At 60.7% G+C, this 20,584-nt stretch carries 22 protein-coding genes; 13 read left to right on the top strand and 9 right to left on the bottom strand.

Going from position 1 to position 20,584, the window contains the following annotated elements; translation table 11 throughout:
• Positions 1 to 193: 193 nt before the first annotated feature.
• The 4 genes from Q0V31_RS11975 to Q0V31_RS11960 form a co-directional block, all read right to left on the bottom strand.
• Positions 194 to 988, bottom strand: a complete 795-nt coding sequence (locus Q0V31_RS11975; RefSeq protein WP_298187966.1) for a TIM barrel protein — start codon at positions 986 to 988, stop codon at positions 194 to 196.
• The gene (locus tag Q0V31_RS11970) at positions 985 to 1,890 is read right to left on the bottom strand and encodes an NAD(P)-dependent oxidoreductase (RefSeq protein ID WP_298187964.1); all 906 of its coding nucleotides are present in this window, start codon (positions 1,888 to 1,890) and stop codon (positions 985 to 987) included. The genes Q0V31_RS11975 and Q0V31_RS11970 overlap by 4 nt, the downstream gene beginning before the upstream one ends.
• A gap of 153 nt (positions 1,891 to 2,043) precedes the next feature.
• Complete coding sequence (locus Q0V31_RS11965) at positions 2,044 to 2,412, bottom strand: DUF5064 family protein (protein WP_298187962.1); 369 nt, start codon at positions 2,410 to 2,412, stop codon at positions 2,044 to 2,046.
• Between the two features lie 72 nt (positions 2,413 to 2,484).
• Positions 2,485 to 2,802, bottom strand: coding sequence for a DUF2288 domain-containing protein (locus tag Q0V31_RS11960; RefSeq protein ID WP_298187960.1), 318 nt, complete (start codon positions 2,800 to 2,802; stop codon positions 2,485 to 2,487).
• A 310-nt stretch (positions 2,803 to 3,112) separates the two neighbouring features.
• Here Q0V31_RS11960 and Q0V31_RS11955 point away from each other — a divergent pair, with 310 nt between their 5' ends.
• The 10 genes from Q0V31_RS11955 to Q0V31_RS11910 all read left to right on the top strand — a co-directional run bounded on the left by Q0V31_RS11955 (position 3,113) and on the right by Q0V31_RS11910 (position 12,593).
• Positions 3,113 to 4,234: a branched-chain amino acid ABC transporter substrate-binding protein gene (locus Q0V31_RS11955; RefSeq protein WP_298187958.1), complete on the top strand. Its 1,122-nt coding sequence runs from the start codon at positions 3,113 to 3,115 to the stop codon at positions 4,232 to 4,234.
• Positions 4,235 to 4,351: 117 nt separating this feature from the next.
• Positions 4,352 to 5,275, top strand: a complete 924-nt coding sequence (gene livH / locus Q0V31_RS11950) for a high-affinity branched-chain amino acid ABC transporter permease LivH (RefSeq protein ID WP_274086748.1) — start codon at positions 4,352 to 4,354, stop codon at positions 5,273 to 5,275.
• Between the two features lie 8 nt (positions 5,276 to 5,283).
• Entirely contained in the window at positions 5,284 to 6,540 is a 1,257-nt protein-coding gene (locus Q0V31_RS11945; RefSeq protein WP_298191056.1) for a high-affinity branched-chain amino acid ABC transporter permease LivM, read from the top strand.
• A complete protein-coding gene (livG, locus tag Q0V31_RS11940) occupies positions 6,537 to 7,304 on the top strand; it encodes a high-affinity branched-chain amino acid ABC transporter ATP-binding protein LivG (RefSeq protein WP_298187951.1) in 768 nt (255 codons plus the stop codon). The genes Q0V31_RS11945 and livG overlap by 4 nt, the downstream gene beginning before the upstream one ends.
• Positions 7,304 to 8,005 (top strand): ABC transporter ATP-binding protein, encoded by a 702-nt coding sequence (locus Q0V31_RS11935; protein ID WP_298187949.1) that lies wholly within the window; start codon positions 7,304 to 7,306, stop codon positions 8,003 to 8,005. The genes livG and Q0V31_RS11935 overlap by 1 nt, the downstream gene beginning before the upstream one ends.
• 177 nt (positions 8,006 to 8,182) lie before the next feature.
• Entirely contained in the window at positions 8,183 to 8,893 is a 711-nt protein-coding gene (locus Q0V31_RS11930) for an rRNA pseudouridine synthase (RefSeq protein ID WP_298187947.1), read from the top strand.
• Positions 8,894 to 8,941: 48 nt separating this feature from the next.
• Positions 8,942 to 9,406, top strand: a complete 465-nt coding sequence (locus Q0V31_RS11925) for a DUF1456 family protein (RefSeq protein ID WP_298187944.1) — start codon at positions 8,942 to 8,944, stop codon at positions 9,404 to 9,406.
• Positions 9,407 to 9,519: 113 nt separating this feature from the next.
• On the top strand, positions 9,520 to 10,290 hold the full coding sequence (locus Q0V31_RS11920) for an SDR family oxidoreductase (protein WP_298187942.1): 771 nt from the start codon (positions 9,520 to 9,522) through the stop codon (positions 10,288 to 10,290).
• Between the two features lie 39 nt (positions 10,291 to 10,329).
• On the top strand, positions 10,330 to 11,025 hold the full coding sequence (gene tsaA / locus Q0V31_RS11915; protein ID WP_298187940.1) for a tRNA (N6-threonylcarbamoyladenosine(37)-N6)-methyltransferase TrmO: 696 nt from the start codon (positions 10,330 to 10,332) through the stop codon (positions 11,023 to 11,025).
• A gap of 230 nt (positions 11,026 to 11,255) precedes the next feature.
• Positions 11,256 to 12,593: a GGDEF domain-containing protein gene (locus Q0V31_RS11910; RefSeq protein ID WP_298187938.1), complete on the top strand. Its 1,338-nt coding sequence runs from the start codon at positions 11,256 to 11,258 to the stop codon at positions 12,591 to 12,593.
• A 59-nt stretch (positions 12,594 to 12,652) separates the two neighbouring features.
• On the opposite strand, the gene fpr is transcribed toward Q0V31_RS11910, so the two are convergent.
• Complete coding sequence (gene fpr / locus Q0V31_RS11905) at positions 12,653 to 13,432, bottom strand: ferredoxin-NADP reductase (protein WP_298187936.1); 780 nt, start codon at positions 13,430 to 13,432, stop codon at positions 12,653 to 12,655.
• Between the two features lie 122 nt (positions 13,433 to 13,554).
• Here fpr and Q0V31_RS11900 point away from each other — a divergent pair, with 122 nt between their 5' ends.
• Positions 13,555 to 14,481: a LysR family transcriptional regulator gene (locus Q0V31_RS11900; RefSeq protein WP_298187934.1), complete on the top strand. Its 927-nt coding sequence runs from the start codon at positions 13,555 to 13,557 to the stop codon at positions 14,479 to 14,481.
• Between the two features lie 11 nt (positions 14,482 to 14,492).
• Here the strand turns inward: Q0V31_RS11900 and Q0V31_RS11895 are convergent, their stop codons facing one another.
• Together Q0V31_RS11895 and erdR are read right to left on the bottom strand one after the other, a co-directional pair.
• Positions 14,493 to 14,864, bottom strand: a complete 372-nt coding sequence (locus Q0V31_RS11895; protein WP_298191054.1) for a diacylglycerol kinase — start codon at positions 14,862 to 14,864, stop codon at positions 14,493 to 14,495.
• Between the two features lie 54 nt (positions 14,865 to 14,918).
• Complete coding sequence (gene erdR, locus Q0V31_RS11890) at positions 14,919 to 15,569, bottom strand: response regulator transcription factor ErdR (RefSeq protein WP_298187932.1); 651 nt, start codon at positions 15,567 to 15,569, stop codon at positions 14,919 to 14,921.
• A 202-nt stretch (positions 15,570 to 15,771) separates the two neighbouring features.
• Between erdR and Q0V31_RS11885 the strand changes: the two genes are divergently transcribed.
• Positions 15,772 to 16,671 carry a DMT family transporter gene (locus tag Q0V31_RS11885; protein WP_298187930.1) on the top strand — a complete coding sequence of 300 codons (900 nt, stop codon included), beginning with the start codon at positions 15,772 to 15,774 and terminating at the stop codon, positions 16,669 to 16,671.
• 69 nt (positions 16,672 to 16,740) lie between these two features.
• On the opposite strand, the gene Q0V31_RS11880 is transcribed toward Q0V31_RS11885, so the two are convergent.
• A complete protein-coding gene (locus Q0V31_RS11880) occupies positions 16,741 to 17,451 on the bottom strand; it encodes a tRNA-uridine aminocarboxypropyltransferase (protein WP_298187928.1) in 711 nt (236 codons plus the stop codon).
• A gap of 217 nt (positions 17,452 to 17,668) precedes the next feature.
• Here Q0V31_RS11880 and Q0V31_RS11875 point away from each other — a divergent pair, with 217 nt between their 5' ends.
• Positions 17,669 to 18,067, top strand: a complete 399-nt coding sequence (locus Q0V31_RS11875) for a quorum-sensing-regulated virulence factor family protein (protein WP_298187926.1) — start codon at positions 17,669 to 17,671, stop codon at positions 18,065 to 18,067.
• A gap of 60 nt (positions 18,068 to 18,127) precedes the next feature.
• On the opposite strand, the gene Q0V31_RS11870 is transcribed toward Q0V31_RS11875, so the two are convergent.
• Entirely contained in the window at positions 18,128 to 20,530 is a 2,403-nt protein-coding gene (locus Q0V31_RS11870) for a xylulose 5-phosphate 3-epimerase (RefSeq protein ID WP_298187924.1), read from the bottom strand.
• Positions 20,531 to 20,584 lie beyond the last annotated feature (54 nt).

Here is a 20,584-nt window from a genome sequence, read left to right as displayed (position 1 = left end):
GGCACTCAGCCAGCCATCGCGCCCAGCACGTGCAGGCAAATCTAGAGCCTTGCACCTTGGCTGTCTGTGACTATTGGTGGTGTGTATGCCGGGCAATGGCCGCTCGAGCAAACCGCAGCTCACAAACCAGGGCGGCGCGGCGGAGTCGAGAAGACCGACGGCGAGCGGAGCACGCTTGCCTCGGCCACACCCGTCAGTTGCCACGCAACAGCTTGCGCCACTCGCCAAGCCAGCCCAGGCTTGCGCCGGTCGCCGCCTCACCCGGCCGATATTCGGCCGCCAACCACCCGCGACAACCACTCGCACGCAAGGCCGACAGCAGCGGCGCGAAGTGCAGTTCGCCAGTGCCTGGCGCGCCACGCCCGGGATAATCGGCAAACTGCACATGACCAATACGCCCCGCCAGCAGAGTAAGCCCCGCGAGGATGTCCACGCCCTGCCGGGCCATGTGGTAAAGGTCGTACTGCGCGCTCAGATTAGGCTGCGCCACGCTCTTGAGCAGGGCATCCAGCTGCTGCGGGGTATTGATCAGAAAGCCTGGCATGTCTAACGGGTTGATCGCCTCCACCACCACGCCAATCCCCAACAGCTGGAAGGCCTCGGCTGTCTTGCGTAGATTGCCGACCAGACAAGCCAGTGCCTGCTCAGGTTCAAGGCCAGCAGCTAAACGCCCCGGCAACACATTGACCAACGCTGGGCGGACCATGGCGGCGTAACTCAAGGCCTCCTGCAGCGCGGCATCGAACTCAGCCTGACGCGCAGGCACGGCGGCCAACCCAGCACCGCCGCTCATCAGGTCACCCGCCGGTAGATTGATCAGGCGCAACGGCATGCCTGCCGCCGCCAGCGCCTCTTTTAGGCGGACGGCCGGCAATTCGTAGGGAAACTGGATTTCCACGCCATCAAAGCCGGCAGCGGCCGCCGCCACCACGCGCTCAAGCAGGGGCAACTCGGTAAATAACAGCGACAGGTTGGCGGCAATTTTCATGGCTGTGCCTCTTGATGCCGTGGCTCCCGGTACAGCTGCACCAGCGTTGCCGGGTCGCGCTGCAGATTGCCCTGACGGCCGTGTTGACGCATCAACTGCGCGGCCAGGCCACTAAGCGGCGTAGCAGAGCCGACCTGCTGCGACAGTTTGACCGCCGTATCGAGGTCCTTAAGCAGGGTGCGCACATGCCATTTGACCGGCTCGAACTGACTCTCGGCCATTTGCGGCGCGAGAATCTGTAACGGTTTGGAGTCGGCAAAGCCGCCGGCCAGCGCCGGCGCGATAAGGCTGGCATCGACCCCGGCCTGCTCCGCCAGGGCCACCACTTCGGCGATCACCAACGCGTTGCACGCGACGATCATCTGGTTGCACACCTTGGTCACCTGGCCTGCGCCAACATCGCCCATGCGCGTCAGCCGTTGCCCCAGGTGCGCGAGAATCGGCCGCACACGCTCGATGTCCTCCACCCGGCCACCGGCCATGATGGCCAACGTACCGCTGGCGGCCCCCGGCGTGCCGCCTGATACCGGCGCATCGACCCAACGCATGCCACAGCGGGTGTACAGCTCGGCCGCCATCGCACGGGTAGCAGCAGGTTCCAGGCTGGAAAAATCCACCAGCAGCTGCCCAGGCTTGGCTGCTTCAACAATCCCGCCTGGGCCAAAAACCACCTCACGCACCACCTCGGTATCGGCTAAGCAGAGCATGACGATATCGGCCTGAGCGCACAGCTGCGCAGGGCGCGCAACCGCTTGTGCGCCGCGCGCCTGCAGGGGCGCGCATTTCTCCGCCGAACGGTTCCAGACCGTCAGCGCAAAACCAGCGGCCAGCAGGCGCTGAGTCATGGGCAGGCCCATCAGGCCAATACCCGCGAATGCCAAAGCTGGAAGATGTGAGGACATAGGCAGTCTCCAATACAATCAAGGCCGCCATCTTAACGTAGGTTGCGCCTGCATCCGCCTTGCCCAGTCCGCGCTTGTAAAATGGCCGACTGGCGCACGCCCGAGCGGGGTTGAAGTGCCGCAGGCTGGTTGCCATAGGCTGCGCGATGCCGCTTAAAAACCGTCCTTGTCCAGATGGTCGAGATTGACCGGCTCGCCGCTGTGCGCGCCGAGCTTGGCGCGAATGTCCTCGAACATCTGATCGTACTCGGCGTGGCTGTGCATGATCAGGCTGCTATCAGTCGGCATACCATGCTTATGTGCCAACCGACTGACCACACTGGCAAAGTTGTAGGCCGTGTCGCGGTGCAGTTCGAAAACCTCTTCAAAGACCTTGCCGTCCACCTGCCCCTGCAGGCGCATGTGCAACATCGGCCCCTCGCTGGAGTCCTGGCGAACTTCGTAATACAGGTCGATGTTGAAGAGCGGCAGCTCAGCCGTAGCCAAGGTGTTGGCACGATGCAAATGGCCGGGTTCAAACATGCTGGCAGCTCCCGCAATCAGTCGGTGGTGCTGCCAGCATAGTTGCTCTGCTGCAGCCTGATGAGCGCCAACTCAGTGCAGCGGCGCGCGCTCGAGTCGTTCTTGCGCCAGCACCCAGGGCGCTACCACCACCGCCCAGAGTTCAGGATCGCGGTTTAGCAGGTCTTCGGCACGGCTGTCATCGACCCGGCTTAGCAGCCCAGACGCCAGCCAGGAAGCAACTTTTTCATGGTCGTTCTGCGCCACAGCCTGCGCCACGTCGATCAGGTCCTGCGTAGCGTCGACCAGCAGCAATGCGCCGCGGGCGAAGGTAGGTTGCAGCTCCTGCCAGGTAATTGCTGCAGTTTCACCAAGCAGCTTGGCATAGAGGGTGCTAGGTTGTTCAGTCATGGGATGCCCTGTCATGGATGGCCAATTTACCAATCGGCGGCCATGATAGCGTTGACCCGCCCGCTGGCAAATTCCCGAAGTCATTCGCGACGTTACCAGCAGCGAGAAAGACACGCCGTTTTTCTATACGTTTCTTGCGTTAAAGCGACACCTCAAGCCTTTGCCCCCAGCAAGCGGCTTTTCAAGCCGCGAAGCAGCGCTCTACACTGCACCGGTACAGTTGCCGGGGGAATGGCCGGGGGAAACAACCCGGTTCTGCAGCTTTGGCCGCCAGAACTACAATAATCAAAACCAATAAGAGTGGAGCACTATGAACAAGGCTACTAAGCAGATTTCCAAACTGTTTGCCGCCATGGCCATGGCTGGCGTTGCCAGCTACTCGGTAGCGGCTGACACCATCAAAATTGGCCTGGCAGGCCCGGTCACCGGCGCCGTCGCGCAATACGGTGAGATGCAGTTCATCGGTGCCAAAATGGCCATCGAGCAGATCAACAAAGCCGGTGGGGTGAATGGCGCGCAACTCGAAGGCGTGGTTTATGACGATGCCTGCGACCCTAAGCAAGCGGTTGCCGTGGCCAACAAAATCGTCAACGACGAAGTCAAATTCGTGGTCGGCCACCTCTGCTCCAGCTCCACTCAGCCTGCGTCGGACATTTACGAAGACGAAGGCATTCTGATGATCACCCCGGCGTCGACCAGCCCGGACGTCACCTCGCGTGGCTATGAGCTGATCTTCCGCACCATCGGTCTGGACAGCCTGCAAGGTCCAACCGCAGGTAACTTCATTGCCGACCACGTCAAGCCGAAAGCCGTTGCCGTGATCCACGACAAGCAGCAGTACGGTGAAGGCATCGCTACCGCGGTCAAGCAGACCCTGGAAGGCAAAGGCACCAAGGTAGTTCTGTTCGAAGGCATCAACGCCGGCGACAAGGACTTCTCCTCGATGATCTCCAAGCTCAAGCAAGCCAACGTCGACTTTATCTACTACGGCGGCTACCACCCAGAGCTGGGTCTGATGCTGCGCCAAGCGTCCGAGAAAGGCCTGAAGGTCAAGTTCATGGGCCCAGAAGGCGTAGGCAACAAGGAAATCTCGGCCATCGCCGGCCCGGCTTCCGAAGGCATGCTGGTAACCCTGCCGAAGTCGTTCGATCAGGACCCACGCAACCAGGCACTGGTTGATGCATTCAAGGCCAAGAACGAAGACCCAAGCGGCCCGTTCGTATTCCCAGCCTATGCTGCTGTTCAGGTTATCGCTGAAGGCATCAGCAAAGCTGGCGACACCGACACCGCCAAAGTGGCCGCTGCCCTGCGCGCCAATAGCTTCGACACCCCGACAGGTAACCTGACCTTCGACGAGAAGGGCGACCTGAAGGACTTCAGCTTTGTGGTTTACGAATGGCACCAGGACGGTACCAAGACCGAAGCCAAGTAAGCCTCCCGCCTGAACCCAAAGCCCACTGCATCCGCCGTGGGCTTTGCTTATTAGAAGAATTCCGGTTGCATGCTGCGCCACAAGCGCTGCCTTGCGTGCCAACCCAGGAGTTAGGCAATGCCTGATCTATATCACTACCTGCAACAGCTGGTTAACGGCCTGACCGTTGGCAGCACCTATGCCCTGATCGCCATCGGCTACACCATGGTTTACGGCATTATCGGCATGATCAACTTCGCCCACGGCGAGGTTTACATGATTGGCTCCTATGTCGCCTTTATCGCGATTGCCGGCCTGACCATGCTGGGCCTGGATAGCCTGCCACTGCTGATGATCGCCGCCTTTGCCGGCAGCATCATTATTGCCAGTGCCTACGGCTACAGCATTGAACGGGTTGCCTATCGTCCCTTGCGTGGCGGTAATCGCCTGATCCCGCTGATTTCGGCCATCGGCATGTCGATTTTCCTGCAAAACGAAGTACTGCTGGCCCAGGATTCGAAAGACAAAGCCATCCCCAACCTGCTACCCGGCAACTTCGTGTTTGGTGAAAGCGCGATGAATGGCGTGGTGATTTCCTACATGCAGGTGCTGGTTTTCGTCGTCACCTTCTTTGTCATGCTCGGCCTGACCCTGTTCATCTCCCGTTCCCGCCTGGGCCGCGCCTGCCGCGCCTGCGCTGAAGATCTGAAGATGGCGAACCTGCTCGGCATCAACACTAACAACATCATTGCCCTGACCTTCGTCATCGGTGCTGCTCTGGCCGGCGTCGCCGCCGTGCTACTGGGCATGCAATACGGCGTGATCAACCCGCACCTGGGCTTCCTCGCGGGGATCAAGGCCTTCACTGCCGCTGTACTGGGCGGTATTGGCAGCATTCCAGGCGCCGTTCTCGGTGGCTTGCTGCTCGGCCTGGCCGAAGCCTTTGGCGCTGATATCTTCGGCGACCAATACAAGGACGTGGTGGCCTTCAGCCTATTGGTGTTGGTGTTGTTGTTCCGTCCTACGGGCATCCTCGGTCGTCCGGAGGTTGAAAAAGTATGAGTACTGCCATCACCACAAACCTCAAGACCGCGATTTTCAGCGCCCTACTGGTGCTGGCCGTGGCCTACCCGGTACTCGGTCTGAAGCTGACCACCGTGGGCATCAAGCTCGAAGTACAAGGTGCCAGCCCGGCCATTATCTGGACCATCGCCGGTTGTGCGATTGCCATGTTCTTTTGGCAGTTGTTCCGCAGCCAACTGAGCGCGGCCTGGAGCCAGGTGCCGAGCCTGCCCAGCGTACCGAGCCAGGCGAGTAACTTTCTCACCCTGCCTTCGACCCAGCGCTGGATCATCCTCGGCCTGATCATGGTCGCCCTGGCCTGGCCGTTCTTCGGTTCGCGCGGCGCGGTGGACATCGCCACGCTGATCCTGATCTACGTGATGCTCGGCCTCGGCCTGAATATCGTGGTTGGCCTCGCTGGCCTGCTCGATCTGGGCTACGTCGGTTTCTATGCCGTCGGTGCCTACAGCTACGCGCTGCTGTCGCACTACTACGGCCTGGGCTTCTGGGTATGCCTACCGATTGCCGGCCTGATGGCGGCATTCTTCGGCTTTATCCTGGGTTTCCCGGTGCTGCGCCTGCGCGGTGACTACCTGGCCATCGTCACCCTGGGCTTCGGTGAGATCATCCGCATTCTGCTGCGCAACATGACCGACATCACCGGCGGCCCCAACGGCATCAGCAACATCGACAAACCGACGCTGTTCGGCCTGTCGTTCGAGCGCAAAGCCGCCGAGGGTATGCAGACCTTCCACGAGTACTTCGGCGTCGCCTACAACTCGATCAACAAGGTGATCTTCCTCTACCTGATCGCCCTGCTGCTGGTGTTGCTGACCCTGTTCGTGATCAATCGCCTGCTGCGCATGCCAATCGGCCGCGCCTGGGAAGCCTTGCGTGAAGACGAAATCGCCTGCCGCGCGCTGGGTATGAACCCGACCGTGATCAAGCTCTCGGCCTTCACCCTCGGTGCGACCTTTGCCGGGTTCGCCGGCAGCTTCTTCGCCGCCCGCCAGGGTTTGGTGACGCCTGAGTCGTTCACCTTTATCGAATCAGCGATCATCCTCGCCATCGTCGTGCTGGGCGGCATGGGCTCGCAGCTCGGCATCATCCTCGCCGCCGTGGTGATGATCCTGCTGCCCGAGCTGATGCGTGAGTTCAGCGAGTACCGCATGCTGATGTTCGGTGCCCTGATGGTATTCATGATGATCTGGCGTCCGCAGGGCCTGTTGCCCATGCAACGTCCGCACCTGGAGCTGAAACGATGAGCCGCCCGATTCTAGAAGTAAGCGGCCTGTCCATGCGCTTCGGCGGCCTGCTGGCCGTCAACGGCGTGGCCCTTAGCGTGCAACCCCAGCAAGTGGTGTCGATGATCGGCCCCAACGGTGCTGGCAAGACCACGGTGTTCAACTGCCTGACCGGTTTCTACCAGCCAACGGCCGGCAGCATCAGCCTGGACGGCGAGCAGATCGAAGGCCTGCCCGGCCATAAGATCGCGCGCAAAGGCGTGGTGCGTACGTTCCAGAACGTGCGTCTGTTCAAGGATATGACCGCGGTGGAAAACCTGCTGGTGGCGCAACATCGCCACCTCAACACCAACTTCCTCGCCGGACTGTTCAAGACCCCAGCGTTTCGCAAAAGCGAGCGCGAGGCCATGGACTATGCCGCGCATTGGCTGGACCAGGTCAACCTGACCGAATTCGCCAACCGCCCGGCCGGCACCCTGGCTTACGGCCAGCAGCGCCGCCTGGAAATTGCCCGCTGCATGATGACTCGCCCACGCATCCTGATGCTCGACGAACCCGCTGCGGGCCTCAACCCGCGCGAGACCGACGACCTCAAGGCGCTAATCGGCATGCTGCGTGATCGGCACAACGTCACCGTGCTGTTGATCGAGCACGACATGAAACTGGTCATGAGCATTTCCGACCACATCTACGTGATCAACCAGGGCACGCCCCTGGCGGACGGTACGCCGGAGCAGATCCGCGAGAACCCGGACGTGATCAAAGCCTATCTGGGGGAAGCTTGATGCTGTATTTCGAGAATGTTTCCACCTTCTACGGCAAGATCCAGGCGCTGCACGACGTCAACGTTGAGGTCCGTCAGGGTGAAATTGTCACCCTGATCGGCGCCAACGGTGCCGGCAAGTCGACGCTACTGATGACCCTGTGCGGCAACCCACAGGCCAGCAGCGGCAGCATTCGCTATCAGGGCGAAGAACTGATCGGCATGGACACCCCAGAGATCATGCGCAAGAGCATTGCCGTGGTCCCGGAAGGCCGGCGGGTATTCGCCCGCCTGACCGTGGAAGAAAACCTGGAAATGGGCGGTTTCTTCGGCAGCAAAGCCGACAATCAGGAACAGCTGGATAAAGTCCTGCATTTGTTCCCGCGTCTGCGCGAGCGCTTTGCCCAGCGCGCCGGCACCATGTCCGGCGGTGAGCAACAAATGCTCGCCATCGGCCGTGCGCTGATGAGCAAGCCCACCCTGCTGCTGCTCGATGAGCCGTCGCTGGGCCTGGCACCGATCATCATCCAGCAGATCTTCGACATCATCGAACAGCTGCGCAAGGACGGGGTAACGGTGTTTCTGGTCGAGCAGAACGCCAACCAGGCGCTCAAGCTGGCCGACCGCGGCTATGTGCTGGAGAACGGACGGATCGTCATGCAGGGCAGCGGCCACGAACTGCTGAATGACCCCAAGGTACGCGACGCATACCTGGGCGGCTAACCACCCGCGTTATAAAAAACCGCCCCTCGGGGCGGTTTTTTATTGCCGAGCACCAAGCCTGGCCTTGCGCATTTCCAGTTGGCCGCAGATTTATCGTCGCCATCAGCCTGATCTTCCGTGCATAGCCGTCTCGGCCAGTTACAATGGCAGCCCTTTGTTTATTGATGACTGCTTTTTATGACCGAGCCTGTTCGCCTGTCCAAACGCCTGATTGAAGTGATCGGCTGTTCGCGCCGCGAGGCCGAGCTGTATATCGAGGGCGGCTGGGTCACGGTGGATGGTGTGGTGGTCGAAGAGCCGCAATTCAAAGTCAGCGAGCAACGCGTTGAGCTGCTCGCCGATGCCGTGTTGACCCCCGCCGAACCCGTCACCCTGCTGTTGAATGTACCGGCCGGGCATTACCCGGATCGCGCCATCGAGAACATCGGCGTGGCCAACCATTGGGCGGACGACGCGTCCGGCATCCGCCCGCTGAAAAGCCATTTCGCTCGCCTGAACAGCTGCGCACCGCTGCAAGTCGGGGCCGACGGCCTGCATGTGCTTACCCAGGACTGGCGCATCGAGCGCAAGCTCAAGGAAGACCTAAACAAGCTCGAGCAGGAATATGTGGTCGAGGTGCTCGGCACCTTGAGCGCCAGCCAACTCAAACGCCTGGCCCACGGTCTGACCTTCAATGGCGTGGCGTTGCCGCCGTGCAAAGTCAGCTGGCAGAACGAAACGCGCCTACGCTTCGCCTTGAAGAATCCGCTGCCCGGCCAGCTGGTCTTCATGTGCAACAGTGTCGACCTCAAGGTACTGGGCATGAAGCGCATCCGCATTGGCGGCGTGTCGATGGCCAAGGTACAGCCGGGGCAATGGCGCTACCTGGCTGGCAAAGAACGTTTCTAATTTTTTAGCTGATGCGCCTTGTGCATCAGCCCTTTTCAGGACCACCCCATGCTTAATAACGACATACTGCGCAGCCTGCGCTACACCCTCGACATCAGCGATGCGCAGATGGCCGAGATCTTCCAGCTGAGCGGCAAAAAAATCACCGTCGCTGAACTCAGCCCATTGCTGAAAAAAGACGATGAAGAAGGTTTTAGCGCTTGCGACGATGAGCTGATGGCGCACTTCCTTGATGGCTTGGTGTATTACAAGCGTGGCAAAGACGACAGCCGCCCGGGCCAACCCTTCGAGCTGCCAATCACCAACAACATCGTGTTGAAGAAATTGCGTGTGGCCTTCGAGCTGAAAGAAGACGACATGCACGCGGTCATGAACAGCGTCGACTGCCCGGTTTCCAAACCGGAAATGAGCGCCCTGTTCCGCAAATTCGGCCACAGCAATTACCGCACCTGCGGTGATCAGTTCCTGCGTAACTTCCTCAAGGGCCTGACCCTGCGCGTACGCGGCGAGTAACGCCGCTCCTTGCCATGCGCCCTGCATGGCAGCGTATTTCCAAGGCCAATAGTGCCTGCCGCACGGCAGGCACGCGATTAGGCTGGTGGCATTCATCCCCCTGAGGACTTGCCATGCACCCCTACTTTGATCTGCAAGGCCGCACCGCCCTGGTGACCGGCGGCACCCGCGGCATCGGCAAGATGATCGCCAAAGCATTTGTCGAGGCCGGCGCAACGGTCTATGTCTGCGCCCGCGATGGCGAGGCCTGCGCGCAAACCGCCGCTGAACTCTCCGCCTTCGGCACCTGCCATGGCATCGCCGCCAATCTGGCCAGCGAAGAAGGCGTACAGGTATTGGCTCAGCAATTAACTGAGCAGATCGGCAGCCTGGATATTCTGGTCAACAACGCTGGCACCACCTGGGGCGCACCGCTGGAAAGCTATCCGGCCAAGGGCTGGGAGAAAGTCATGCAGCTCAATGTCACTTCGGTGTTCAGCTGCATCCAGCAGTTGCTGCCGCTGCTGCGCAAAGCCGGCAGCGCGGCCAACCCGGCGCGGGTGATCAACATTGGTTCGGTGGCGGGCATGACCTCGCACGGCGAAAATGCCTACGCTTACGGCCCGAGCAAAGCGGCGCTGCATCAGCTGTCACGCATGCTCGCCCGCGAACTGGTGCGCGAGCACATCAACGTCAACGTAATTGCCCCTGGGCGCTTCCCGAGCAAGATGACCCAGCATATCGCCGGCGATGCAGCCGCCATGGCCGAAGACACGGCCCTGATCCCCATGCAGCGCTGGGGCCGTGAAGAAGAAATGGCCGCCCTGGCGATCAGCCTGGCCAGCACCGCCGGTGCCTACATAACGGGCGCAATCATCCCCATCGACGGCGGTTTTAGCCTCTAGTCAGGTACTATGGCGGCGTTTTCACTCGATCACGCCGCCATGTCTTATTCCGTTTCGCCCATTGGTTTTCTCCGCTCCTGCTTCAAGGAGAAGTTCGCCATCCCCCGCCAGCCGCAACTCGCCCCGGCCGCCCGGGGCGTGCTGGAATTGCTGGCACCCTTCGATAACGGCGATGCGGTACAGGGCCTGGAGCAGGTCAGCCACGTTTGGCTGCTGTTTCTGTTTCATCAGGCGCTGGAAGACAAGCCGCGCCTGAAGGTGCGCCCGCCGCGCCTGGGCGGCAATCAGTCAGTTGGCGTGTTCAGCACCCGCGCTACCCACCGGCCCAATGGCATCGGCCAATCGGTGGTTAAGCTGGATAAAGTCGAACAGGGCAAGCTCTGGCTCTCCGGTATTGACCTGCTTGATGGCACGCCCGTGCTGGATATCAAGCCCTACGTGCCCTACGCCGACAGCGTCACGGAGGCCTATAACCGCATCGCCGACAGCGCCCCGGCATTGATCGGGGTGACGTGGCAGGAGGAGGCGCTGCTGCAGGCCCACAGCCACAGCCAGCGCCTGGCTGAACCGCTGGTTGAGCTGATCGAACAGTGCCTGGCCCAAGACCCGCGCCCGGCCTATCAACAGCCATCGCCTGAGCGCCGTTACGGCGTGCGCTTCTGGGATGTCGAGGTGCACTGGCATTACCCACAACTCGGCAGCATCCGCGTGCTGGATGTGTCGTTGGCCGACTGACAGCTGCAGGCCTGGCGGCATAACGCGGCGCTTAGGCAGTGCGTTCTAAACTGAATAGATGCTCAGCGCAGAGCGGCCACACAAGAGCTGCGGCATTGCACTTGCCGGGCAAACTAGCGTTCACTGTTGTCAGCCTTGCCGGTAAGGTCAATGTGACGGCTATACTGCCAAAAGGCCAGTAAGCGGCTTGCTCCGCCTACCATCATGCCCAGACGACGTATTGTGATCGTATGAAGCCCAGCGCCTACAGCCCAAGCGAAAACCTGGTTGATTTACTGCTCGACGCCGTCTGTGTTGTGGATAAAAGCGGGCGTTTCGTTTTTGTCAGCGCGGCCTGCCAGCGCATTTTCGGCTATCGCGCGGATGAAATGGTCGGCGAGATCATGATCGACATGGTCCACCCAGACGACCGCGCAAGAACCCTGCAAGCCGCAGCAGAGGTCATGGCCGGGGGCAGCAAGCCACAGTTCGAAAACCGTTACCTGCGCAAAGATGGGCAAACGGTGCACATCCTCTGGTCCGCGCGCTGGTCGGACGATGATCAGGTGCGTGTTGCGGTGGCCCATGACATTACTGCCCGCAAGCGCAACGAGGCTATCCAAACGGCGCTGTACGGCATTTCAGAGGTCGCCCACTCGGCAAAAAACCTGCTTGAACTGTTCCAGCAGGTGCACTTGATCATCGACGAACTGCTGCCTGCGATTAACTTCTCCGTCGCGCTCTATGATCAACAACACGATGCCCTGACCTTTCCCTACCCCGCTCACCCCACAGAAGAACTCAACGCCGCCCCCCAACTGACTATCGCAACGCTCAGTGCCGAGGTGATACACAGCGGCAAGCCTCTGCTACGCACGTCGGCGACCCAAGAGAGCGCAGGCCAACCGCCAACCCACTGCTACTGGCTAGGGGTTCCGCTGAAGTCGCATACAGGCGTGATGGGTGCCCTGGTCGTGCGCAGTGCGGTACTCAACCATGACTACAACGAAGACGAGCAAGAGCTGCTGCAATTCGTCTCAACCCAGGTGGCAACGGCTATCGAGCGCCAACAGATGTTGAGCCGTTTGCAGTTTATGGCGCAGTACGACCAGCTCACTCAGTTACCCAACCGCGAGTTGCTGCGTGACCGCTTGCACATAGCGCTGACCCGCGCCCGCCGCGAGCAGTCGCAAGTGGCGCTGCTGTTTCTCGACTTGGACAAGTTCAAGCAGGTGAACGACACCCTCGGCCATGCCGCCGGCGACCTGCTGCTGCAAAGCGTGGCCCAGCGCATCCAGCAATGCCTGCGCGAGGTCGATACGGTGGCCCGCTTTGCCGGCGATGAATTTGTCATATTGCTTGAAGACTTTGCGTCCGCCGATCATGCCAGCGTCGTCGCCGAAAAAATTCGCCAGAGCCTTAATCAGCCCTTTGAGCTGAACAGCCAGCACCTGAACGTTCTGCCGAGCATCGGCATCGCCCTGTACCCGCAACATGCCCAGACTGAACAGCAATTGCTGCAGCATGCCGACAACGCCATGTACCGGGCCAAGCAGAGCGGTGGCAACCGCTCGCACAGCGCTGATTAACGTGACTGAAGACGGATAAAAAAGCCCGCCAATAGGCGGGCTTTTTACTGCTGTAACACTTACTTTTCGACGAACGCCCGCTCAATCAAGTAGTCACCCGGCTCGCGCATCCGCGCGGAAACCTGCAGACCGAACTCGTTCAGCACCTCGCTGGTTTCATCGAGCATGCTTGGGCTGCCGCAGATCATCGCACGGTCATCCTGCGGGTTGATCGGTGGCAGGCCGATATCCCGAAACAGCTTGCCGCTGCGCATCAGATCAGTCAGACGCCCCTGGTTCTCGAACGGCTCGCGGGTCACCGTTGGGTAGTAGATCAACTTGTCCTTCAGCGCATCGCCAAAGAACTCGTTGCGCGGCAGGTGCTCGGTGATGAACTCGCGGTAGGCCACTTCGTTCACATAGCGCACACCGTGAACCAGAATCACTTTTTCGAAGCGCTCATAGGTTTCCGGGTCCTGAATCACGCTCATAAAGGGCGCCAGACCAGTACCGGTGCTGAGCAGATACAGGTGCTTACCAGGCTTGAGATCATCCAGCACCAGCGTGCCGGTGGGCTTCTTGCTGATGATGATCTCGTCGCCTTCCTTCATATGCTGCAGCTGCGACGTCAGTGGGCCGTCCGGCACCTTGATGCTGAAAAACTCCAGATGCTCTTCCCAGTTCGGGCTGGCGATGGAGTAGGCGCGCATCAGCGGACGGCCGGTCTCTTGCTGCAGGCCGATCATCACGAACTGACCGTTCTCAAAGCGCAAACCGGGATCACGGGTGCACTTGAAGCTGAACAACGTGTCGTTCCAGTGATGAACACTCAGAATGCGCTCAGCGTTAAGGTTGCTCATGCTCGGGACTCCGCAGAAGGTAAGATTGCCTGCGCGCTTAGGCGCGATTGCGTGGCATTGTAATGAGCGACGCAATATCTGTTAACTTGATTATCAAGATATAGGTTATCGGTTATATAGATATGCGATTTACCCTCAGACAACTGCAAGTCTTCGTCGCCGTCGCTCAGCAGGAAAGCGTGTCCCGCGCCGCTGACTCCCTGGCCCTGTCGCAATCGGCGACCAGTACCTCGTTGAGCGAACTGGAGCGCCAGTCCGACTGCCAACTGTTCGACCGCGCCGGCAAACGCCTATGCCTAAATGCCCTCGGCCTACAGTTGCTGCCTCAGGCCGTGGCCCTGCTCGACCAGGCCAAGGAAATCGAACGCTTGCTGGGCGGCAAGAGTGGCTTCGGCTCACTGGATGTCGGTGCCACCCTGACCGTGGGCAACTACCTGGCCACCCTGCTGATCGGCAGCTTTATGCAGCGTCATCCGGAGTGCCGGGTGAAACTGCAGGTGCATAACACCGCCTATGTGGTGCAGCAGATTGCCCACTATGAATTGGACATGGGCATGATCGAAGGTGACTGCCAGCACCCGGATATCGAGGTGCAGCCTTGGGTCGAGGATGAGCTGGTGGTGTTCTGCGCCCCGCAACATGCCCTGGCGCAACGCCGCGAGGCGAGCCTGGAGGAGTTGACGCACGAGGCCTGGATTCTTCGCGAACAAGGCTCCGGCACCCGCCTAACCTTCGACCAGGCCATGCGTCATCACCGTACGGGCCTGAACATTCGCCTGGAGCTGGAGCACACCGAAGCGATCAAACGGGCGGTGGAGTCGGGCCTGGGGATTGGCTGCATTTCCCGCCTGGCGCTGCGCGATGCATTTCGCCGGGGCAGCCTGGTGCCGGTGGAAACACCGGAGCTGGACCTGCGCCGGCAGTTCTACTTTATCTGGCACAAACAGAAGTACCAGACCGCTGCCATGCGTGAATTTATCGAGCTGTGCCGCGCGCTCACGGCAGGGGTAACACGCAGCGATCAAATCGTCCTGCCGACCATCGCCTGATAACCCAGCTACTACCCCAGCAGAATAATCGCCCAGACCAGAGCAATCAGGCAGAGCGCAGTGAACTGGGCGGCACTGCCCATGTCCTTGGCGTTTTTCGACAGTGGGTGCAGCTCCAGGGAGATGCGGTCGATCGCCGCTTCCACCGCCGAGTTGAGCAACTCGACGATCAGCGCCAACACACAGACCGCAACCATCAACGCGCGCTCGACGCGGCTGACATCCAGGTAGAAGGCCAAGGGCACCAGCACTAAATTGATCAACAACAGCTGACGAAAAGCGGCCTCGCCAGTGAAGGCCGCACGCAAACCGGCCAGCGAATAACCCGTGGCATTGAGAACACGTTTAAAGCCCGTTTGGCCTTTGAATGGCGACATCATCACGACCATATGCGAGAAAGCCTGGCAGGCTACGCCAAGCGCGGCAGAAAAAACACGCTAGTTAGACGCAATCGTTTCCAACTGCTGCAGCAGCAACGCCGCCTGGGTGCGGGTACGCACGCCAAGCTTGCGGAAGATCGCGGTGACGTGCGCCTTCACCGTGGCCTCAGAGACGCCCAATTCATAGGCAATCTGCTTGTTCAGCAAACCATCACAGACCATGGTCAGTACGCGGAACTGCTGCGGCGTCAGGCTGGCCAAGCCGGCGCTGGCGGCTTTGGCTTCGGCTGACAAGGCAATGGCCTCCTGACTCTGCTGCGGCCACCAAACCTCACCATCGAGTACCAAGCGCACCGCTTGCTGAATGGTTGCCAACGGGCTGGATTTAGGAATAAAGCCGCTGGCGCCGAACTCGCGAGAACGCGCGACGATGGCCGGCTCTTCCTGGGCGGAGATCATCACCACGGGGATATGCGGATACTGCCCACGCAACAGCACCAGGCCGGAAAAACCGTAAGCGCCTGGCATATTAAGGTCGAGCAGAACCAGATCCCAATCGGTCTTCTGCACCAGGCAGGCTTCCAGTTCGGCAATGCTGGCCGCTTCAACCAGCCGTACATCCGGCCCCAGTCCCAGGGTCAGTGCCTGCTGCAAGGCACTGCGAAACAAGGGGTGATCATCAGCAATAAGGATTTCAAATGCGGCCATGGTGAATCCTATTTTTTGTTATGTGGATACCCGCCAGGGGTATTGCCCAGGGCTCGGTGAACAGTGCGCGCAGGGTACAGGGTTGCAGCGCAACCAAACCTATCATCGCAAAAAAAGCGATCAAGCATGCCGAGCGCCGACGGGGTGGTCAAGCGCGGTGCTTTCCGGCACAGTTCGCAGCTTTACCGACGAGTTGCCTGAAATGCGAAGCAACGCCCTACGTGCCGACCTATTGATGCTAGTAACTGCGATGATCTGGGGTTCGTCTTTTGTCGCCCAGCGACTGGGCATGGACTCCATCGGTCCCTTTCTTTATAGCGGATTACGCTTTGCCCTAGCCGCGCTGATTTTACTGCCCGTGCTGCGACTGCTGGAAGGCCGCATCAGCAGTGCCAAGGTCGTCCCCTTAAACCGCCAGCTACTGCGTGGCGGCATGCTGATGGGCCTTGCGCTCGCACTGGGGATCAACCTGCAGCAAGTCGGCCTGCTGTTCACCAGCGTCACCAACTCCGGCTTTATCACCGGGCTGTACGTGATCATCGTACCGCTGCTGGGGCTGTTTATCGGCCACAAGACCGGCCTGGGCATCTGGCTGGGAGCCTGCATGGCGGTAGTCGGCATGTTCCTATTGAGCGTCGGCGAGGGCTTTCAGGTGGCCTCCGGCGATTGGCTGCAACTGGCCGGGGCCTTTGTCTGGGGCGTGCACGTACTGCTGGTAGGCTTCTTTGCCGGGCGGCATGACCCGCTGCGTTTGGCCTTGGTGCAGTTCATCACCTGCGCGGTGATCAGCCTGGTGCTGGCGGTGATCTTCGAGGAAATCCAGCTGCAAGCGATCATCGCGGCCGGCCCGGCGATTCTCTACGGCGGAGTTTTTGGCGTGGCGGTCGGCTTTACCTTGCAGGTGGTGGCGCAGAAAGATGCCATCGCCTCCCACGCCGCGATCATCCTCTCGCTGGAAGCGGTATTCGCCGCCATTGCCGGCGCTTGGCTATTGGGTGAATCGCTGGAACTGCGCGGCTACTTCGGTTGTGCGCTGATGTTAGCGGGCATGTTGATGGCGCAACTGTGGCCGAAAACACTGGCTGAACGCCAAGCCGTTTAAACCTCAGGCAAACCAGCCGGGCCTGGCTTTACCCAGGCCCGGCAACGCTGATCGACTTTCGCCAGGCGCTTAGAGGAACTCGCGCAGGCGCTCATGCAGAGGATCATCCAGCGGCACCGCTCGCGGCGCCTTGGCCGCCAGGTAGTGCTGGCTGAACACGTCCAGATAGGCATTCAAACCATCGGCGGCGCGCTGGTCACCAGCCAGCTCCAAACACAGCGCGGCGACTTCGGCGGTGCAAAAATGATCGTCTCGTTTAGAGCGGCGCAACTTGTAGCGTGACAGCTGCTCAGCCTGCAGGCTGAGCACCGGCAGGCTGTCGAGGTAGGGGCTTTTGCGGAACATTTTGCGTGCCTCGCTCCAGGTGGCATCCAGCAGCACGAACAACGGCCGTTTCCCCGTATCCGGCTGCACCACGCTGACCACTCGCTCGGCGGCCACATACTCGCCCGGAAACACCAGATAAGGCTGCCACTGTGGATCACGCAGCAACGCCGGCAAGCCAGCATCGACCTCCACCCGCGACCAGCCAAACGCCGCGGTATCTGCCAGCACATCGGCAATCAACCAGCCGGTATTGCTCGGCTTAAGCGCTTCCACATCGTGCATCAACAGGCACACCCCCGAGGTTGCCGCAATACGTGGACGCCAGGCGCACAGGCAATGGGTCACCGCCAAACGGCAATCATCACAGCGCACCGAGCGGCTGCCACGAGCGAGAAAGGGTTTGACGCTGCGGGCAATCCGCGCAGCTCGCAAACGTGCGACAGCGTGGCTCATCAGGTGCGTACCTGACAGATTAGAAGGGGCGGCATGGGTGATCCTGGGTCGATAAGCGCGGCAGTCTAACAAAGCCCGCGGCGGCCCACTCAACCGTGCGTCTTACGCCGCCTGCCGTTGCCACTGCGCAAGTGCCGGCAGGCGAGTAAGATAAGCGTCACTGAACCTCTGCCCCGCCCTGCCGGTCAGAAGGTGCGAATCGACTTTGGAGAACCCCATGCTGCGTTTGACCAGCCTGACCTTGGCCTTGAGCCTCCCGCTGTTTGCCCATGCCGCCACCTTGAAAGACTTTGAACTGAGCAAAACCCTGGAAAACGTGGCGCGTGAAAGCAGCGTGGGCACGCCGCGCGCGATCAACGCCGACATCCTCGATCAAGGCTATACGGTTGACGGCAGCGAGCTGGTCAACCACCTCAGCGTGCGCAGCGAGCATGCCGCGAAGATGCGCGGCAACCCGGATGTGGTCCGCGCACAGCTGGCCAACAGCGTGTGCCGCAATGCCGGTTATCGCCAGCTGTTGGTGCGCGGTGCGGTACTGCGTTATGAGTTCAGCGAATACAAAAGCAACCGCCCGGTAACCACCGAGCGGTTCAGCAAAGCCGACTGCGCGCTGTAAGCCGGTAAATGCCGCCCTGCTTCGCGCGACTCGCCTCAGCCCGTCGTGCGGAGCGTGCGCCTAACGCAGGCTCCGCGGATCACCCCGCCCCTGCACCGCCGCGAGCTCCTCGGCATTGAGCAACTCATCGAGCGGCTTATCCAGCAACACGGCAACGGCCTCCAGCACATGCGCCCAGCTCGCCTGATTGGCGAATAACATGCCGGCTTCATCCAGCGTGCCGCCCCGATTGCGGTAACCCAATACGCGGCTCTGACGCCCATCACCCAGCAGCGGCCAGAGATGCCCACGCGCCACTTCCGGGCGCATATGGGTCAACAGCACACGGCGTGAATATCTCGCCGGGAAGATCTGCTCAACCCGCCCGGCATCGGTAATACCGGCCTGTTCCCAGTGATCGCGCGGCTCACGAAAACGCCCTGGTTCCTGCAGGTACACCAAGCGCCAGGCACAACCTGCCTGGCTCAAACGCACGCTGGCGCGCTGCATTTCAGCCAGTTGATAACTGCCGGTGGCAATCAGCAGCACAGGCTGCGCGCCAGGCTCCTCAGCCAGCACAACAGCCCCGTCCTGCGCCAACTGCTCGGCCTGCTCAGGACTGAAGGCATAAGGCCGTTCCCGCTTGGCAATCACCATGCACGCCAGCTGGCCACGTGCCTGATAGATGCCCGGCAGCAGGGCCAACACCGAGTTATGGTCAGCTGGAAAGACCACCCGCACCATATCGTTCATCTCACCCAGCAACGCCTCACAGAACGTGGTGTCTTGATGCGACTGCTGGTTCTTGCCGTTCTCCCACGTATGCGAAGTGGCGACCAGCGGCCAGCCGAGCCAACCCGCCGGACGCCCTGCCTCTTTCTGCTGACGGGCAAAGATGATCCGTTGGCGCACCGCGCCAAGCATCTTCACGCAGAAGGCCTCATAGCTGGCCACCAGGTTCAGGCCGCCCTGATTGGCCAGGCAGGCGGACACCACCGCCTCTTCGTTGAGCGCGGTAATGATGGCGCCATCCAGTGCTTCCAGCTCGCTTTCCGGCGCAATAACCCGGTGCTTGAGCGCCTTTAGCACGCCGCCCAAGCGATTGCTGGCCAACTCATCGGGGTTGCCAACCCGAGGGCGTAACTGCGGGTTGGCCCGCACCAAATCAATAAAGAACCGATCCAGCGCCAGCATCGGCGAGCAGGCGCTGTCTTGATAATCCAGTGCAGGCAGTTGCGCCGCTGGCGGCTGGCGCTGCGCCAAGGGATTGTCCCGCTCCAAAGCACGCTCACCGCGGGCGGCGAACAGTGCGCAGGCGCTACGCAGCTCATCGGGGGCTACCCACAGCTGCGCCGCATGTTGGTTGAACAGCTCGCGGGCAGACTCATCGGTATACGGGTTAGCCGGCAGCGGCAGGTTATGCGCGGCATTGCTGCCGGCACCATAAAAACCAAAACCTTTGACTGTTTCGGCAATGCCATAGGGCATTGGCAACGGATAGTTCAGCACGCTATCGCGCAGCTCCTGCACGCGACGACCCATGCGCTGCTCCATGCCCCATAGGGCGCAGACAAAGGCCGCCGGATCCCGACCATCAAAACTCACGGGGTCAAAACCGCAATGACGCAGATGCTCGCGGAAGTTATCCAACCCCGCAGGCGTTGCCAACTCGGTGCGTTGCTCGATGCGCCGGCCGTTGGCAATCATCAACGGCAAAGCCAGCCCACAGTCTTCCGCGCGCCACCAGCGTGGCATCCAGTCACTGCCGCGTTGTTCCTCGGCAGCCCCATCCGAGAGGAACGCCACCAGCTTCTCACCCGGTAACGGCAGATGGGCGTATTGCAACTCGGCAAAACCCAGGTAGCCGCCCTCAGCAATGCCGCCGGCGGTATGCGGGTTAACGTGACTGCCCAACGGGGCGCTGACCTGGCCAGCCGCGTTCTGCACATAACTGTAGAAATCAGCCACCATCTGACTCATTCCCGCCTCGTCACAGGGGTAGCGCGCGGCCTGCTCAGGGTGCTGATTGGCGGTCAGCAGATTAAGCGCTTCAATTGCCGCCACGCAGTGACCCTGGCCCATTAACCAGCCACGGGTTTCGCCGGTCAGGTTATTCAATGCCAAGTAACCGGCATAAGCCGGCACCATATTCAGCGCACCACCGGTGTGCCCTTCCGGGGTCACTTTGAAATCCTCTGCCGCCAGGGGCACACCATCCAGACGCACGCGCTGGGCATAGGTCATATGCACAACCAACCACATCCCTGCCGCAGCCAGCCGGTCCAGCGCATAAAAATGTCGGTAGACGCTGGCCAGGTCAGCTTGTGAGCCCGCCTGTACCAGCTGATGCGCCAAGCGGTAAACCGCCGCACAGGCCTGTGGACTATGCTGAAAAGGGCCGTAACCGCGCTGCCAAGCGGCAAAGGACGGCTCACTGCGTGCATGCTCTGCCAGCTCGCTGGCACTAGGGAATAGCTGGGTCATATGCGACTCCTCATGGGTACCTAGAGTCTAGGACGTTGGGTTCGGAAAGCAGCT

This window comes from uncultured Pseudomonas sp. (assembly GCF_943846705.1).
In the GTDB taxonomy this organism is placed as follows: domain Bacteria; phylum Pseudomonadota; class Gammaproteobacteria; order Pseudomonadales; family Pseudomonadaceae; genus Aquipseudomonas.
Note: the sequence above shows the minus strand (reverse complement) of the source record. Positions and strands in the feature narration are given on the sequence as shown.